At 69.8% G+C, this 15,455-nt stretch carries 11 protein-coding genes; 4 read left to right on the top strand and 7 right to left on the bottom strand.

Annotated elements, in window-relative coordinates; translation table 11 throughout:
• Window positions 1–4: 4 nt before the first annotated feature.
• Window positions 5–1,123, bottom strand: coding sequence for a transaldolase (gene tal / locus QFZ76_RS13665; RefSeq protein ID WP_307673978.1), 1,119 nt, complete (start codon window positions 1,121–1,123; stop codon window positions 5–7).
• A gap of 34 nt (window positions 1,124–1,157) precedes the next feature.
• Window positions 1,158–3,245, bottom strand: a complete 2,088-nt coding sequence (tkt, locus tag QFZ76_RS13660; RefSeq protein WP_307673977.1) for a transketolase — start codon at window positions 3,243–3,245, stop codon at window positions 1,158–1,160.
• Between the two features lie 381 nt (window positions 3,246–3,626).
• On the opposite strand from tkt, the gene QFZ76_RS13655 reads away from it, so the two are divergent.
• The 3 genes from QFZ76_RS13655 to QFZ76_RS13645 all read left to right on the top strand — a co-directional run bounded on the left by QFZ76_RS13655 (window position 3,627) and on the right by QFZ76_RS13645 (window position 6,373).
• Window positions 3,627–4,580 (top strand): heme o synthase, encoded by a 954-nt coding sequence (locus tag QFZ76_RS13655; protein ID WP_266441512.1) that lies wholly within the window; start codon window positions 3,627–3,629, stop codon window positions 4,578–4,580.
• A gap of 93 nt (window positions 4,581–4,673) precedes the next feature.
• Window positions 4,674–5,006 carry a hypothetical protein gene (locus tag QFZ76_RS13650; protein ID WP_307673976.1) on the top strand — a complete coding sequence of 111 codons (333 nt, stop codon included), beginning with the start codon at window positions 4,674–4,676 and terminating at the stop codon, window positions 5,004–5,006.
• Window positions 5,007–5,266: 260 nt separating this feature from the next.
• Window positions 5,267–6,373, top strand: coding sequence for an amidohydrolase family protein (locus QFZ76_RS13645; RefSeq protein WP_307673975.1), 1,107 nt, complete (start codon window positions 5,267–5,269; stop codon window positions 6,371–6,373).
• Between the two features lie 42 nt (window positions 6,374–6,415).
• Here the strand turns inward: QFZ76_RS13645 and QFZ76_RS13640 are convergent, their stop codons facing one another.
• Together QFZ76_RS13640 and QFZ76_RS13635 are read right to left on the bottom strand one after the other, a co-directional pair.
• Window positions 6,416–7,423 (bottom strand): heme A synthase, encoded by a 1,008-nt coding sequence (locus QFZ76_RS13640; RefSeq protein WP_307673974.1) that lies wholly within the window; start codon window positions 7,421–7,423, stop codon window positions 6,416–6,418.
• A gap of 52 nt (window positions 7,424–7,475) precedes the next feature.
• Window positions 7,476–10,058: a hypothetical protein gene (locus QFZ76_RS13635; RefSeq protein ID WP_373464293.1), complete on the bottom strand. Its 2,583-nt coding sequence runs from the start codon at window positions 10,056–10,058 to the stop codon at window positions 7,476–7,478.
• 264 nt (window positions 10,059–10,322) lie between these two features.
• Here QFZ76_RS13635 and QFZ76_RS13630 point away from each other — a divergent pair, with 264 nt between their 5' ends.
• Window positions 10,323–11,582 (top strand): glycosyltransferase family 4 protein, encoded by a 1,260-nt coding sequence (locus QFZ76_RS13630; RefSeq protein ID WP_307673973.1) that lies wholly within the window; start codon window positions 10,323–10,325, stop codon window positions 11,580–11,582.
• On the opposite strand, the gene QFZ76_RS13625 is transcribed toward QFZ76_RS13630, so the two are convergent.
• The 3 genes from QFZ76_RS13625 to QFZ76_RS13615 all read right to left on the bottom strand — a co-directional run bounded on the left by QFZ76_RS13625 (window position 11,579) and on the right by QFZ76_RS13615 (window position 15,429).
• Complete coding sequence (locus QFZ76_RS13625; protein WP_307673972.1) at window positions 11,579–13,612, bottom strand: glycogen debranching N-terminal domain-containing protein; 2,034 nt, start codon at window positions 13,610–13,612, stop codon at window positions 11,579–11,581. The genes QFZ76_RS13630 and QFZ76_RS13625 overlap by 4 nt on opposite strands.
• Window positions 13,613–13,723: 111 nt before the next feature.
• On the bottom strand, window positions 13,724–14,509 hold the full coding sequence (locus tag QFZ76_RS13620; RefSeq protein ID WP_307673971.1) for an ABC transporter permease: 786 nt from the start codon (window positions 14,507–14,509) through the stop codon (window positions 13,724–13,726).
• Window positions 14,506–15,429 carry an ABC transporter ATP-binding protein gene (locus tag QFZ76_RS13615; protein WP_266441531.1) on the bottom strand — a complete coding sequence of 308 codons (924 nt, stop codon included), beginning with the start codon at window positions 15,427–15,429 and terminating at the stop codon, window positions 14,506–14,508. Before QFZ76_RS13615 ends, QFZ76_RS13620 begins: the two co-directional genes overlap by 4 nt.
• Window positions 15,430–15,455 lie beyond the last annotated feature (26 nt).

The following is a 15,455-nucleotide window of genomic DNA, read 5'->3' as shown; positions in this document are numbered from 1 at the left end:
GGGTTCAGCCCTCCGAGGGGGCGAGGCGCTTGAGTTCCGCCTCGGTCGACTTGAGCAGGTCGTTCCAGGACGCCTCGAACTTCTCGACGCCCTCGTCCTCGAGGAGCTGGACCACGTCGTCGTAGCCGATCCCGAGCTTCTCGACCGCGTCGAGGTCGGCGCGGGCCTGCTCGTACGTGCCGGCGATGGTGTTGCCGGTGATCTGACCGTGGTCCTCGGTGGCGAACAGGGTCGCCTCCGGCATGGTGTTGACCGTGTTCGGCGCCACCAGGTCGTCGACGTACATCGTGTCCTTGTACGCCGGGTCCTTCACGCCGGTCGACGCCCACAGCGGACGCTGCTTGTTCGCACCCGCGTTCTCCAGGGGGCTCCAGCGGTCCGAGGAGAAGACCTCCTCGTACGCCTGGTAGGCCAGACGCGCGTTGGCGACGCCGGCCTTGCCGCGGGCCGACTTGGCCTCGGGGGTGCCGAGCGCGTCGAGCCGCTTGTCGATCTCGGTGTCCACGCGGGACACGAAGAAGGACGCCACGGAGTGGATCTTCGAGAGGTCGAGACCCGCCGCCTTGGCCTTCTCCAGGCCGGACAGGTAGGCGTCCATGACCTCGCGGTAGCGCTCCAGCGAGAAGATCAGCGTCACGTTGACGCTGATGCCGCGACCGATGGTCTCGGTGATCGCCGGCAGACCCGCCTTGGTGGCCGGGATCTTGATGAGGGTGTTGGGGCGGTCCACCAGCCAGGCGAGCTGCTTGGCCTCGGCGACGGTCGCGTGCGTGTTGTGGGCCAGGCGCGGGTCGACCTCGATCGACACCCGCCCGTCCTGGCCGCCGGTGGCGTCGAAGACCGGGCGCAGGATGTCGGCGGCGTCACGGACGTCCGCCGTGGTGATCATGCGGATGGCCTCTTCGACCGTGACCTTGCGGGCGGCGAGGTCGGAGACCTGCTGGTCGTAGCCGTCCCCCTGCGAGATCGCCTTTTGGAAGATCGACGGGTTGGTGGTGACGCCCACGACGTGCTGCTGGTCGATCAGCTCGGCGAGGTTGCCGGACGTGATCCGCTTGCGCGACAGGTCGTCCAGCCAGATCGCCACGCCTTCCTCGGAGAGGCGCTTGAGTGCGTCTGTCATGGAAATTGCATCTCCTACGTGTCGTATATGAGCGTCAGCGCTGGGCGGCGGCGATGGATTCCCGGGCCTTGGCGGCCACGTTCTCGGCAGTGAAGCCGAACTCCTGGAAGAGGACCTTGCCGTCGGCCGAAGCACCGAAGTGCTCCAGGGAAACGATGCGACCGGCGTCGCCCACGTACTTGTGCCAGGTGAGACCGATGCCGGCCTCGACCGCGACTCGCGCCTTGACCGCCGGCGGCAGGACGCTGTCCCGGTACCCCTGGTCCTGCTCCTCGAACCACTCCACGGACGGCATGGACACGACCCGCGTCGGCACACCGTCGGCCTCGAGCTGCTCGCGCGCCTCGACGGCGACGTGCACCTCGGAACCGGTGGCGATCAGCACCACCTCGGGCGTGCCCGTGGAGGCCTCGAACAGGACGTAACCGCCCTTGGCCGCGTCCTCGTTCGGCTCGTACGTCGGCACGCCCTGACGGGTCAGCGCCAGGCCGTGCGGGGCGCCCTTGCCGAAGACCTTGGTGTAGCGGCGCAGGATCTCGCGCCAGGCGACCGCGGTCTCGTTGGCGTCGGCCGGGCGGACCACGTTCAGACCCGGGATGGCGCGCAGCGAGGCCAGGTGCTCGACCGGCTGGTGGGTCGGGCCGTCCTCGCCCAGACCGATGGAGTCGTGCGTCCACACGTACGTCACCGGCAGGTGCATCAGGGCCGACAGGCGCACCGCGTTGCGCATGTAGTCCGAGAAGACCAGGAACGTACCGCCGTAGATACGGGTGTTGCCGTGCAGCGCGATGCCGTTCATCTCCGCGGCCATCGAGTGCTCACGGATACCGAAGTGGATCGTGCGGCCGTACGGCTTCGCCTCCGGCAGCGGGTTGTCCGCCGGGAGGAACGACGAGGTCTTGTCGATCGTCGTGTTGTTCGAGCCGGCCAGGTCGGCGGAGCCGCCCCACAGCTCGGGGACGACCGCACCGAGCGCCTGGAGCACCTTGCCGGACGCGGCACGGGTGGCGACACCCTTGCCCGCCTCGAAGACCGGGATCTTCTCCTCCCAGCCGGCCGGCAGCTCGCCCGCGGCGACGCGGTCGAACTCGGCGGCGCGCTCGGCGTTGTTGTTGCGCCACTCCTGGAAGGACTTCTCCCACTCGGCCTTGGCCTGGCGGCCCCGCTCGCCCAGCGCGCGGGTGTGGCCCAGGACCTCGTCCGCGACCTCGAAGCTCTGCTCCGGGTCGAAGCCGAGGACCCGCTTGGTGGCCGCGACCTCGTCGTCACCGAGCGCCGAGCCGTGCGCGGCCTCGGTGTTCTGCGCGTTCGGGGCGGGCCAGGCGATGATCGAGCGCATCGCGATGAAGGACGGCTTGTCCGTCACCTGCTTCGCGGCCTCGATCGCGTTGTAGATGGCGTGCGGGTCGAGGTCGCCGTCCGGCTTCGGGGCGATCCGCTGCACGTGCCAGCCGTACGCCTCGTAGCGCTTGGCGGTGTCCTCGGAGACGGCCGTCTCGGTGTCGCCTTCGATGGAGATGTGGTTGTCGTCCCACAGGAGGACGAGGTTGCCGAGCTTCTGGTGGCCGGCCAGCGAGGACGCCTCCGCGGAGATGCCCTCCTGGAGGCAGCCGTCACCGGCGATCGCGAAGATGTGGTGGTCGAAGGGGCTCTCGCCGGCAGGCGCGTCCGGGTCGAACAGACCGCGCTCGTAGCGGGCGGCCATCGCCATGCCCACCGCGTTGGCGACACCCTGGCCCAGCGGGCCGGTCGTCGTCTCCACACCGGTGGTGTGGCCGTACTCGGGGTGACCGGGGGTCTTCGAACCCCACGTCCTGAAGGCCTTCAGGTCGTCCAGCTCCAGGCCGAAGCCGGCCAGGTACAGCTGGGTGTAGAGGGTCAGGGACGAGTGGCCCGCGGACAGCACGAAGCGGTCGCGGCCGACCCAGTCGGGGTCCGCCGGGTCGTGCCGCATCACCTTCTGGAAGAGGGTGTACGCGGCGGGTGCCAGGCTCATCGCCGTACCGGGATGGCCGTTGCCGACCTTCTGTACGGCATCGGCGGCCAGGACACGGGCGGTGTCGACGGCCCGCTGGTCCAACTCGGTCCACTCGAGGTCTGTGGTGGTCGGCTTGGTGCTCACCCTGGGTCAGGGCTCCTCTCCACATGTCACGCATGTCGAATGCCGGTGTGCTGAACGCTCCGGCCGTTGTCGAGCCTACCCCCGTAAGAACCTGCGTTTTTTCGAGTCATTACAGACTGCCGGGACTCTTCGGGATCCGCCTCCCGACTGGGCCGTTCCGCATTCGGCATGTGAATACGGAACCGCTCGTCCGAGTGCTCAATCGAGTGCCGCGCGGCTCTTCCGGCGGCGCTGCTCAAACACGACCCCACCCCCGCGAATGTCAAACACGACCCCACCCCCGCGAATGTCGGGGTATGGGCAACGTCTACAGTGGCGTGGTACGCGCGAGCCTTTACCGGGACTTCACACGGCTGGGCTTGCTGGGATGTCTCTGTAGGGGTGTGCGTGACGGCCGTCGAATCCCGTCCAGCGGGGGTGCTCGGTGCGAGCCAGAGCCCGAGCCACCGGCCGTTCGGGGCCCGTGTCAAGGCGTTCGTAGCTCTGACCAAGCCTCGGATCATCGAGCTGTTGCTCATCACCACGGTTCCGGTGATGTTCCTGGCCCAGCAGGGCGTCCCTGATCTGGAGCTCGTCCTGCTGACCTGCATCGGCGGGTACCTCTCCGCGGGCGGCGCCAACGCGCTGAACATGTACATCGACCGCGACATCGACGCGCTGATGGACCGCACCTCGCAGCGTCCGCTGGTCACCGGCATGGTCAGCCCGCGCGAGTGTCTCGCCTTCGGCATCACCCTCGCCGTCGTCTCCACGCTGCTGTTTGGCCTCGCCGTCAACTGGCTCTCCGCCTGGCTGTCGCTCGGAGCGCTCCTCTTCTATGTCGTCGTCTACACGATGATCCTCAAGCGCCGCACGTCGCAGAACATCGTGTGGGGCGGCATCGCCGGCTGCCTCCCGGTGCTCATCGGCTGGTCCGCCGTCACGAACTCGATGTCGTGGGCGCCGATCATCCTCTTCCTCGTCATGTTCTTCTGGACGCCGCCGCACTACTGGCCGCTGTCCATGAAGGTCAGGGAGGACTACGCGCGCGTGGGCGTGCCGATGCTCCCGGTCGTCGCCTCCAACAAGGTCGTCGCCCGGCAGATCGTGCTCTACAGCTGGGTGATGGTCGCGGTGTCGCTGCTGCTGACCCCGCTCGGCTACACCGGCTGGTTCTACACGGTGGTCGCGCTGCTGGCCGGCGGTTTCTGGCTGTGGGAGGCGCACGGCCTGCAGAACCGGGCCAGGGCCGAGGTGACCGGCGCCAAGCTCAAGGAGATGCGGCTGTTCCACTGGTCGATCACCTACGTGTCGCTCCTGTTCGTGGCGGTCGCGGTGGATCCCTTCCTGCGGTAGATCCCCTTGTCGCTTCCGGCGGCCGGGGTGCGTGGTCAAGGCCACTCACCCCGGCCGTCGCCGTTTGATCTACCCGTCGGTAGCATCCTGGCCATGGCAGACACGCAGCAGGTGGACCCGAAGGCCGAGCGCAAAGTGACCCGGCTCGCCAAGCAGATCAGCAGCTTCTCCAAGGAGCACGGCGGGGCCGAGGGCCAGATCGCGTACCTCGGGGACCGCGGCGCCCGCATCGTCCTCGTCGGCGAGGACGGCGCCTGGGGCGACCTGGTGGCCCCCTCGACCGCCCTCGCCGAGCAGGCGGTGGCGAAGGCCGGCATCACCGTCCACGAGGACTTCGACGGCGAGTTCGCGGCCAAGGTCAAGACCGGCCCGTACGAGTGGAGCCGCATGGCGGGCATCCAGGTGGGCGGCCCGAGCAACGGCTGAACAACGCTCTCAAGGGGCGCGGGGTTGTATCGATGTGCGGCTCCGCCGCGATGGGGTCCCCCCGCTCGAGCGAAGCCGAGAGTGGGGGAGCGACCAGCCACATACGGCCCGCAGCCGCCGGATCACCAGCACCCCCGAGACAGTTGCGCGTTCGGCTCTCCCGCGGAGCGCTTTCGCACGGGGTGTGTGACTGCAACACCTAGTGCCCGGTTCACCCGTTAGGACCTGAGAAGGACAGAGTCCGAGCACGGGGAGTCCGGATGATCGAAACGCCGTCCCTCGTGGACCAGTACTGTCACGGCGTCCTGAGAACGGAGCTGGGCCTCGGGACCTTCGAGGCCCAGTTGGCCCGGACCGAGGGGCCGCCCGCGCCGGGTACGACGCTCTTCGACACGCAGACCGGGTTCGCGGTACGCCGTTGGTGCCCGCCGTTACTCGGTCTGGAGCCGCACTGCCCGCCCGCCCGCTATCTCGCCCGGCGCCGTGAACTCGGCGTACTGGAGTCGGGCCGCCGGCTGCTGCGCGGCAGCGGGATCACGACGTATCTGGTCGACACCGGGCTGCCCGGCGACCTGACCGGCCCCGGCGAGATGGCCTCCGCCGCGGCCGCCGAGGCCCGCGAGGTCGTGCGCCTCGAACTCCTCGCCGAACAGGTCGCCGACACCTCCGGCACCGTCGAGTCCTTCCTCGCCAACCTCGCCGAGTCGGTGCACGGCGCCGCCTCGGGCGCCGTGGCCTTCACCTCCGTGGCGGGCGTACGGCACGGACTCGCGCTCGCGCCCGAACCGCCGGGGCCCGGCGAGGTGCGCGGCGCCGCCGGCCGCTGGCTCGCCGGTCGCCGGGTGGGCGGGGAGCTGAGCGACCCGGTGCTGCTGCGGCACCTGCTGTGGATCGCCGTCGCCTCGGGCCTGCCGCTGCAACTGCACGCCGGGCTCGGCGAACCGGGGCTGCGGATCGACCGTACGGATCCCGTGCTGCTCACGGACTTCGTCCGGGCCACGGCCGGCCTCGGCACAGACCTCGTGCTGCTGCACGGCTACCCCTACCACCGGCACGCCGCCCATCTCGCCGGGGTCTTCCCGCACGTGTACGCCGACTCGGGCGCCGCGCTCGTACGGACCGGGGCCCGTGCCGCCACCGTCCTCGCGGAGATCCTGGAGCTGGCCCCCTTCGGCAAGATCCTCTTCTCCAGCGGCGCCCAGGGCCTGCCCGAGCTGCACGTGGTGGGCGCGCGGCTGTTCCGGGAGGCGCTGGGCCGGGTGCTGGGCACCTGGGTCGCCGAGGGGGCGTGGTCGCTGGCGGACGCGCAGCGGGTGGCGGGACTGATCGCGGCGGGGAACGCCAGGCGGGTGTACGGGCTGGAGTGAGCCGGTGGGCCGGTGGGCCGGTGGGCTACGGCGAGGTGGCGCTCACGCCCGCGTCAGCGTCGCCTCGCTCGAAGGGCCCGGCACATCGGTCACGACCTCCGCCCGCTCCCGCAGGGACAGCACCACACGCAGCACCGCGATCCACACCAGGGCCGAGCCGAGCATGTGCAGGCCGACCAGGATCTCGGGCAGGTCGGTGAAGTACTGGACGTAGCCGATGACGCCCTGCGCGAGCAGGATCAGGAAGAGGTCGCGGGTGCGTCCCTGCGGCCCCTTGGGGGAGTCGACCGCCTTGAGGACGAACCACAGGGCGAACGTCAGCGACACCACGATCCAGGCCAGCACGGCGTGCACCTTGCTGACGGTCTCCCAGTCGAGCGGCATCCGCTCGACCTCCCTGGAGTCGCCCGCGTGCGGCCCCGCACCGGTCACGATCGTGCCGACCAGGATCAGCAGGACGGAGGCGGCGACCAGGAACCACACCAGCTGCTGCACGGACCTGCCGACCAGCGGGCGGGGCGTCCCGTCGCTCTCCCGGGTGCGGTGCCACATCACCGTGGCGATGGCGATCAGGGCGGACGTCGCCACGAAGTGGGCCGCGACCGTATACGGGTTGAGGCCGACCAGGACCACGATGCCGCCGAGGATCGCGTTGCTCATCACGACCCAGAACTGCGCCCAGCCCAGCCGGGTCAGGCCGCGCCGGTACGGCTTGACGGAACGCGCGGCGATGATCGCCCAGCCGACCGCCGCGCACAGCACGTACGTCAGCATGCGGTTGCCGAACTCGATGGCGCCGTGGAAGCCCATCGCGCTGGTGGCGGTCAGCGAGTCGTCGGTGCACTTGGGCCAGGTCGGACAGCCGAGCCCGGATCCGGTGAGCCGCACCGCCCCGCCGGTGACCACGATGAGCACCGACATGACGAGCGCGGCGAGGGCCGCCCGCCGGACCGTCCGTGCGGTCGGGGTCCAGCGTTCGGCGATGAAGGCGAGCGGGTTGCGGACGGCCGCTACGGCGTCGGCGCGGGTCACTTTTGGCACGCGTCCCATCGTAGGGGGCCGCTTGTGCACGAATTCACTTGGGTGGGTTCCGGCGACCCCGTCAGGCGCCGATCGCATCCTTGATGTGCTGGGCCCGGATGAGGTACGCCGAGGCCTCTTGTGTGTTGTGGGTGCACACGGCGAGCCTTTCGTACACGGCGACGAGTGAGGGATGGACGTCCGTCAGCCGACTGCAGATGATGTCCTCCGCCTCGCGCAACGCCTGCTCGGCGGCTTGGCGGTCCCCGGCGCTGAGGAGGACCGGGCCCAGCCGGGACAGGGTCTTGGCGCGGTAGTGGTGATCGCTGCTGTACTTCGTGACGTAGATCTCCTCGGCTTCTCGAAGGGTCTCCAGGGCCAAGGCCGTACGGCCTTGTGCGTGCTGGAGGGATCCGAGTTTGTTGAGGCAGGCGGCGTACTTGTGCGCCTCCGCCTCGCGGCGCTTGCGATGCAACTCGACCACCGCGTCGAGCAGCTGCGCCGCCTCCCGGAGGTGGGCGCGGGCCTCCCGGTGCAGGCGCCGCCGGAGGAAGGGACGGGGTGTCCGGCGGGCGCGCAGGCGCAGTTCCTCGCCCTGGCGACGCCGTACATCGCCGAGGAACTTGGCGATCTGAGAGGTCTCGAAGTCGTCCATACCGCGCGAAGCCTTCAGAACCTCGAGGGCCTCGCGCAGCTCTTGTTCCGCCTTTTCCAGGTCACCGCGGTCCTGGGCCACGATGCCCACGTCCCTCTGGAGCATCGCGCGGAAGATCTTGTGCTCGCGCGGTTCCTGGCTGCCGTTGCGCGGGATGCGGCGGCCGGCTTGCGCGTAGCGTTCGAGAGCTTTGGCGAGCTGTCCGGCATTCCGATGGATCATGCCGGCTTCCTGCTCGGCGACGGCCCAGTCGAGCCCGTCCCACTCCGCGCCGTGCCGTTCGTAGATGTCTATCGCCAGCTCGACGGCCTCCAGGGCCTCGGGGAACTGGAGGTTCTCGCGCAGAATGCCGCCGAGTTGCCGCAGGCACTGCGCGCGCAGTGGGAGGAAGGCGGGGTCGTCCGGCCGCAGGAGGCACTGGTCCAGCGCCTGTCGGCACTGCTCCTCGGCCTCCGAGAGGCGAGCGAGCAGATAGAGCTGACGTGCCACGGCCAGTTGCGCGGTCGCCAGCCCCAGGGCGTCGCCGGGATGGGTCTCGCGCAGCGTCGCCTCCTTCTCGAAGTACTCCAGGGCGTGTACCCAGTCGCAGCGGTGCTCCTGGTAGATCCCGACGCGGTGCAGCAGCCGGGCCAGAGCCTGGGGATCACGCGCCGCTCCGTACTCGTGATCGTCGGCGTCGGCTCCCCACACCAGTTCGGCCGAGACCGCCTCGACATGAGGCATCAACCGCTCACAGGCGGCTCGCTCGTCGAGCAGTTCGGGAGTCAGGGGGAACGCGGCCTCCAGCAACTGGACCACCGACTGCGACCACAGCAGCCGGGCCTGAGTGTCCATGCCCTCGCGGACGAACGACTGCACCTGGGGATGCATGGCGTAACTGACGCTGGCGCCCCTGCTGTCCCCGCTCCGGCTGAGCAGGGAGTGGTTGGACAGACGTCGTACGACGCGGTTGAACTCGGCCTCGTCCCTCATCACCTCCCGCAGTGGCGAGGGGGTCAGTTCACGGTGGTGCAGCAGCATGTCGCGCCCCACGTCCTCCGAAGCGAGGAAGGAGCACAGCCGCATGAGGTCCTCGGCCTCGGGCGCGGCCGAGACGATGCGCTCGATGGAGAGCCGGAAGGTGGCGGCGGCGTTGCCCGTCGAGTGGCCGGGAAGCCGGCGCAGATACTCCTTCACGGATATCTCGGCGTCCGCGATGTACGCGCCGGCCTGGTCGAGGGCCAGGGGCAGCCAGTGCAGCTGGGCGCCCAGCTCGTCGATGGCCTTCCCGTCGTCATCGGCCTCGATCCTCTTGCGCAGGAAGGCGTGTCCCTCCTCGGCGGTCAGGTCGGGCAGGGCGATCACTTCGATCGGCTCGGGGAGGTGGTGCCAGCCCTCCCGCCGCTGCGTGGTGATGAGGACCGACCCCGGGCCCGTCCGGGGCAGCAGAGAGGGCCGGGCGTCGCTCGCCCGTGCGCTCAGCGGCCCCAGGCTGTCCTCCTGCACGTCGTCGTAGACCAGGAGCCAGCCGGGAGCATCGCGGAGCCGGCCCCAGAGCCTGTTGAGCATCACGCTCTTGGAGTTGTGCTCCGGTATGCCGAGGCAGGCGGCGAGTTCCAGCAGCTCGCCCATGAGCCGCTCGTGACTGGGGGCGGACAGCCACCAGACGAGGGACCCGGCCTGCCTCAGGCGCTCATCGGCGTAGGCGATCGCCAACTGGGTCTTGCCCAGACCGCCACGCCCGTGCACCACACAGATCCGCACCCCGTCGCCGTGGTCACTGGGCCCAAGTGCCCGGGCGATGGACTTGAGTTCGGCGCTACGCCCGGTGAAGTACCGGGAGACAGTGGGGATGTTGGGCGGCGGTACGTACAACGCGTCGCTGTCCGTGCTGCCGGGGGCGGAGGAGGCGGAGCTCGGGCGGTGCACGGAGAAGTAACCCGATATCGCCGAGATCCCGCCCAGTACTCCGGCACTCGACGCCAGCACCATCAAGGTCGTGCCATGGGTCTCCTGAGCGAACACGGACAAAAATACCGCTCCCGCCCCGGTCACGGAGCTGAGAGCGGTCTGGAGACGACGTCGCGTCGGAGATGGGCGCGTGCGAACTCGTAATGCTGTGCGTATCGCCATCCAGTCCCCCCGGGCGCCGCGCGTGTACTACAGTCCATTCTCCCCGCCGGAGCTATCAACATCCAGGCAAGCGCACGGAACCATGCGGCGTCCATGAGTGTCCTCATCCTGTACTAGTCGTTGATTTCTGCGTTTCGGGCATCTACGACTCGCGGAGGCGCGGTGGACCAGCGGCAGGCAGAGCCCGGTGAGGAAAGCGGGTCCGGGGACGGGCGGAAGCTGCACATCGGCTTGGTCCACTGGTCGTTTCCCCCCTGTGTCGGCGGCGTGGAAACCCATTTGTGGGACTTCTCGAGGGTCCTGGCCGGCCGGGGACACCGAGTCACCGTTCTCACCGGGTCGGTGGGTGCCCATGCGCCCTGCGACGGGGTGCGCGTGGTCCGTCACGACCTGCTGGACCTGTCCGCCGACCACCGGTACGACGACGCGACGGTAGAAGAGCTGCGGGGCTGGTTCCGGCAGGAGTTCACGGTGCCCGGCGCACCTGTGCACCTGGTCCACGGCCACAACCTGCACCACTTCTCCAGCGCCCCCGCCCGTGCGCTGAAGAGCCTGCAGGATGATCTGAACCTCGTACTGCTTCACACCTACCACAGCATCTGGCGTAGCCCGGAGGACGAGCGCATCGCCAAGGAGTGCGCGGTCTGGGACGTGCACCACGCCGTGTCGGACTTCCTCGTCACAGCCTGCATGGAGGTGCTGGGTGAACCCGTGGACCGTACCTACCTGGGTGTCAACACCGAGGCGTACCTGACCATCCCGGAACTCGACGTCGTGGGCTCGCATCCGGTCGTCCTGCTGCCGGCCCGGCTCATCCCCAACAAGGGCGCCCGGGTGGCGATCCTGATGCTGAAACATCTCGGGAAGCGTGCGGAGCAGTGCACGGGGGAGACGGCCGCGATGCGGCCCCGGTTGGTCCTGACGGACCCCTTCGACACCGTCGACTTCCACCACGAACGCGGCGGATTCCGCGGTGATCTGACCCGCCTCGTGGAGCACTGCGGCCTGCTGGAGGGGCCGAGACAGGACGTCGAGTTCAGACCGGCGGGGATCGACTGCATGCGGAAGCTGTACGAGGAGGCCACCGTGGTGGTGTACCCCTCTCGCTTCGACGAACCCATGGGCCTCGCCCCGTTGGAGGCCATGTGCGCGGCCCGTCCGGTGGTGGCCACCGGCGTCGGGGGTCTCGGGGAGGGCGGCAGCAGGCTCGTCGCGCCCGACGAGGACGAGGAAGAACTGGCGTCCCGTTTCGCCGACGAGGTGTGGCGTCTGCTCACTGTGCCTGGGGAGGCCAGGGAGGCCGGACGGGCGGCACGCGAACATGTCCGTGACCGCTTCGATCTGGAGCGGGTCTACGTCGAGCCGATGCTGACCGAGTACACACGTCTCCTGGTCAAGGCCGGGGTACTCGGGGATTTCTAGGAGTGGGTCACCCGCCATCCCTCCGGCAGCCCTGAAATCCTGGCTTCGCCGTCTTTGTCCACCTGCACGGTAAGACCTCGTCCTGCCAGAACTATTTCTCGCACCGTCATCGGCCACCGCGGCACAGGGTTCACACACAATGTCTGCCGAGTGATGTCAGGTTTCAGCCCGAGCAGCGCGGACAGCACCGCCACGCCCGAGGCCGCCGACCACCCCTGAGGCCGGCACGCGGCCGGGTAGGCCAGCGGTGCCGGTGAGTCCTCCGTGCGGGCGTCGCCCGCGTACAGCTCGGGCATTCGGTACGAGAAGTGGCTCGCGGCGTCCAGCAGGCCGTCCACCAGGGCGCTCGCCTCCTCGTGATGGCCGGCCGCGCACAGTCCCTGTACGGCGATCGCGGTGTCGTGGGTCCACACGGAACCCCCGTGGTAGCTCAGCGGGTTGAAGCCAGGGACCGCGGCCGAGCGGCTGCGCAGTCCCCAGCCGGAGTTGAGATCGGGGTGGGCCAGCCAGGCGGCGACGTCGGCGGAACCCTCCGGGTCGAGGATGCCGGTGGACAGCAGCTGGCCCATGTTCGATGCCGGGCCGCTCACCGGCGACAGGTCGTGGCCCACGGCGATGGCCACGTAACGAGGCGCGGGGCCGTTGCGGGCCGGTATCCAGAAAGCTTCGGAGAACCGTTTTCGCAGGGATGCGGCCCAGACGAGCAGGCGTTGGGCCGCCTCGTAGCGGCCGCGGCTGTGCTGCAGGCGGGCGAGTCCCATGGCCGCCTCGTACGCGTACCCCTGGACTTCGCAGAGCGCCAACGGGGGTTCTATGTGCCGGCCCTCGGCATCACGCACGGCGTCGTCGCTGTCCTTCCACGACTGGTGCCGCAGGCCTCCGGCGCGGGGGTAGTAGCGCAACAGGCCGCCCTCGTCGCGTTTGCTCGTCGCCACGACCCACGCCATGGCGCGCTCCGCGTACGGCAGCAGGGCGTCCACGTCCTTGTCCGGGAGCCCCCACTGCCAGGCCTCGACCAGCAGCGTCACGAACAGCGGGGTCGCGTCCACCGATCCGTAGTAGGAGGCCGGCAGGAGCAGGCCGTGGCCGTGCTGGGCCTCCGCCGGGCGCAGTTCGTGCAAGATCCTGCCGGGCGCCTCCTCGCGGTAGTGCTCGTGCACCCGGCCCTGCCGCCGGGCGAGCGACCACAGCGTGCCGCGGGCCAGATCCGTGCCCAGGGGCAGCATCATGCGCGCCGACCAGATGGAGTCCCGGCCGAACAGGGTGAGGTACCACGGACAGCCCGCGGCGATGAACTGGTCCTCGGACCCTTCGGTGGTGCGGCGTTGGGGATCGGCGAGGCGCAGTGCACTGAGGTCGGCGAGTCCCCGCCGTACCAGCCTCTTGAGCCGCCGGTCGCTCTCGATCACGGGATCGTTCCAGGGCGCCGGATCGGTGGGAGCCACAGGATGCCCGGGAGGTGTCGGGATGGCGCTGCCGTCGACACAGAGCTGGACCGTCCAGCACTCGCCGGGGCGCAACACGACTCGGGACCAGGTCAGGGTGCCCCCTTCGGGGCCCCCGGAGGTTTCGGGTTCGGGGCCGGACAGCACCCGGATCCGGGCGCGTCCGGCGGGGGAACTCCAGGCGAGCGAGGCCGGGGCCGCCGTGCACCGCACCACGGGGCGCCGGTGTCCGCGTTTGACGTCCGCGATGTCGGCGAGGTCCGACGCGGCGACCAGCTCCACCCGCAGTCGGCGTCCCAGCATGCCGATGTTGCGCAGCGTGATGGTCTCTCCGTCGCCCGCGGTTCGGACGCGTTCGACGATCAGGGTCGGGTCGTCGGTACGGTCCCGGGGGTAGCGGTGGACGGCGGTGAATCTCACCTGGTGGGGACCGAGGGGCTGCACACCGATGGGTTCCGGCTCGCGGTCGTCGAGGAGCAGACACAGGGTGTGCAGCAGCCGTCGGTCGTGGTCGTAGAACCCCTCCGCCCGCTCGCCCCTCAGTTGTCCGTCACGGGACGAGGCCGCGAAAGCGGGAGCGGACACGCAGATGACCACGTCGTGCAGGAGCGGCGGTAAGGCGCGTGGTGCTGAGGAATCCGCAGATTCGAACACGGGGCGGGTCTTCCCCGTTCGCGCACGTCCCATTCACATCGCTCACTCCCAGCGGAAGAACTTCCCCGCCGCCGCCAACCCCACGACCGCCCACACGCCCAGAATCCCCAGGTTCCCCCAAGGCATCCCGGCCCCGTGCTGCAACACGTCCCGCAGTCCGTCCGACAGCGCCGAGATCGGCAGCAGCCCGAGCACGTCCTGGGCGCCGGCAGGGAACTTGTCCAGCGGCACGATCACCCCGCCGCCCACCAGGAGCAGCAGGAAGACCAGGTTGGCGGCGCCCAGCGTGGCCTCCGCCTTCAGCGTGCCCGCCATCAGCAGGCCGAGCCCCGAGAAGGCGGCCGTCCCGAGGACCAGCAGAAGCAGTACGGCGAAGGGGTTTCCGTGCGGCGACCAGCCCAGGGCGAAGGCGATCACCGTCAGCAGGACGATCTGGAGGACCTCCGTGACCAGCACGGCCAGCGTCTTCGCGGCCATCAGGCCCCAGCGGGGGAGGGGGGAGGAGGCGAGGCGCTTCAGGACGCCGTACCGCCGCTCGAAGCCCGTCGCGATGGCCTGCCCGGTGAACGCCGTCGACATCACGGCGAGGGCGAGGACGCCCGGCGTCAGGAAGTCGACGGCCTCGCCGGCTCCGGTGTCGACGATGTCCACGGAGCTGAAGAGAACGAGGAGCAGTGTCGGGATGACGACCGTCAGCAGCAGCTGCTCGCCGTTGCGCAGGAGCATCTTCGTCTCCAGCGCGGCCTGCGCCCCGATCATGCGGGGGAGCGGCGCGGCACCCGGCCGCGGTGCGTAGGTGCCGGTGGTGCCGGCGGTGCCGGCGGTCATGAACGCAGCTCCTTGCCCGTGAGCTCCAAAAAAACGTCTTCGAGAGTGTGCCGTTCGACCGAGATCTTCTCCGGCATCACCCCGTGCTGCGCGCACCACGAGGTCACCGTCGCGAGCAGCTGCGGGTCGACCTTGCCGCCTACCCGGTACGAGCCCGGCGTCAGCTCCGCGGCCGTGCAGTCGGCGGGGAGCGCCTTGAGCAGGGACCCGACGTCCAGTCCCGGACGGCCGGAGAACCGCAGGGTGTTCTCGGCGCCGCCGCGGCACAGCTGCTCCGGGGAGCCCTGGGCGACGACCCGGCCCGCGTCGATGATCGCGACGTCGTCGGCGAGCTGCTCGGCCTCGTCCATGTGGTGCGTCGTGAGGATCACGGAGACGCCGTCGGCGCGCAGGTCCCGCACGAGGTCCCAGGTGGCGTGGCGGGCCTGCGGATCGAGGCCGGCGGTGGGCTCGTCCAGGAAGACGAGTTCCGGGCGGCCGACGACCGCCATGGCGAGCGCGAGCCGCTGCTGCTGGCCTCCCGACAGGCGCCGGTACGTCGTCCGGCCGCAACTTCCCAGCCCCAGACGCTCGATGAGCGCGTCCACGTCGAGCGGGTGGGCGTGCAGCTGGGCGACATGCCGGAGCATCTCGTCGGCCCGGGCGCCCGAGTAGACGCCCCCGGACTGCAGCATCACGCCGATGCGAGGGTTCAGCTGTCGCGACTGTCGCACCGGGTCGAGGCCCAGGACGCGCACCGTGCCGGAGTCCGGCTTCCGGTACCCCTCGCAGGTCTCGACCGTCGTCGTCTTGCCCGCGCCGTTGGGGCCGAGTACGGCCGTCACGCCCGCCTTGGCCACCAGGTCGAGGCCGTCCACCGCGGTCTTCGTGCCGTACCGCTTCACCAGGGCCTGGACCTGGACCACGGGCTCACTTCGCATGGGTCCAGAGTCTAGGTTCGCGAACC

It is taken from the genome of Streptomyces sp. V4I2 (assembly GCF_030817655.1).
Classification (GTDB): domain Bacteria; phylum Actinomycetota; class Actinomycetes; order Streptomycetales; family Streptomycetaceae; genus Streptomyces; species Streptomyces plumbiresistens.
This window is presented reverse-complemented; position numbering and strand designations above follow the sequence as displayed.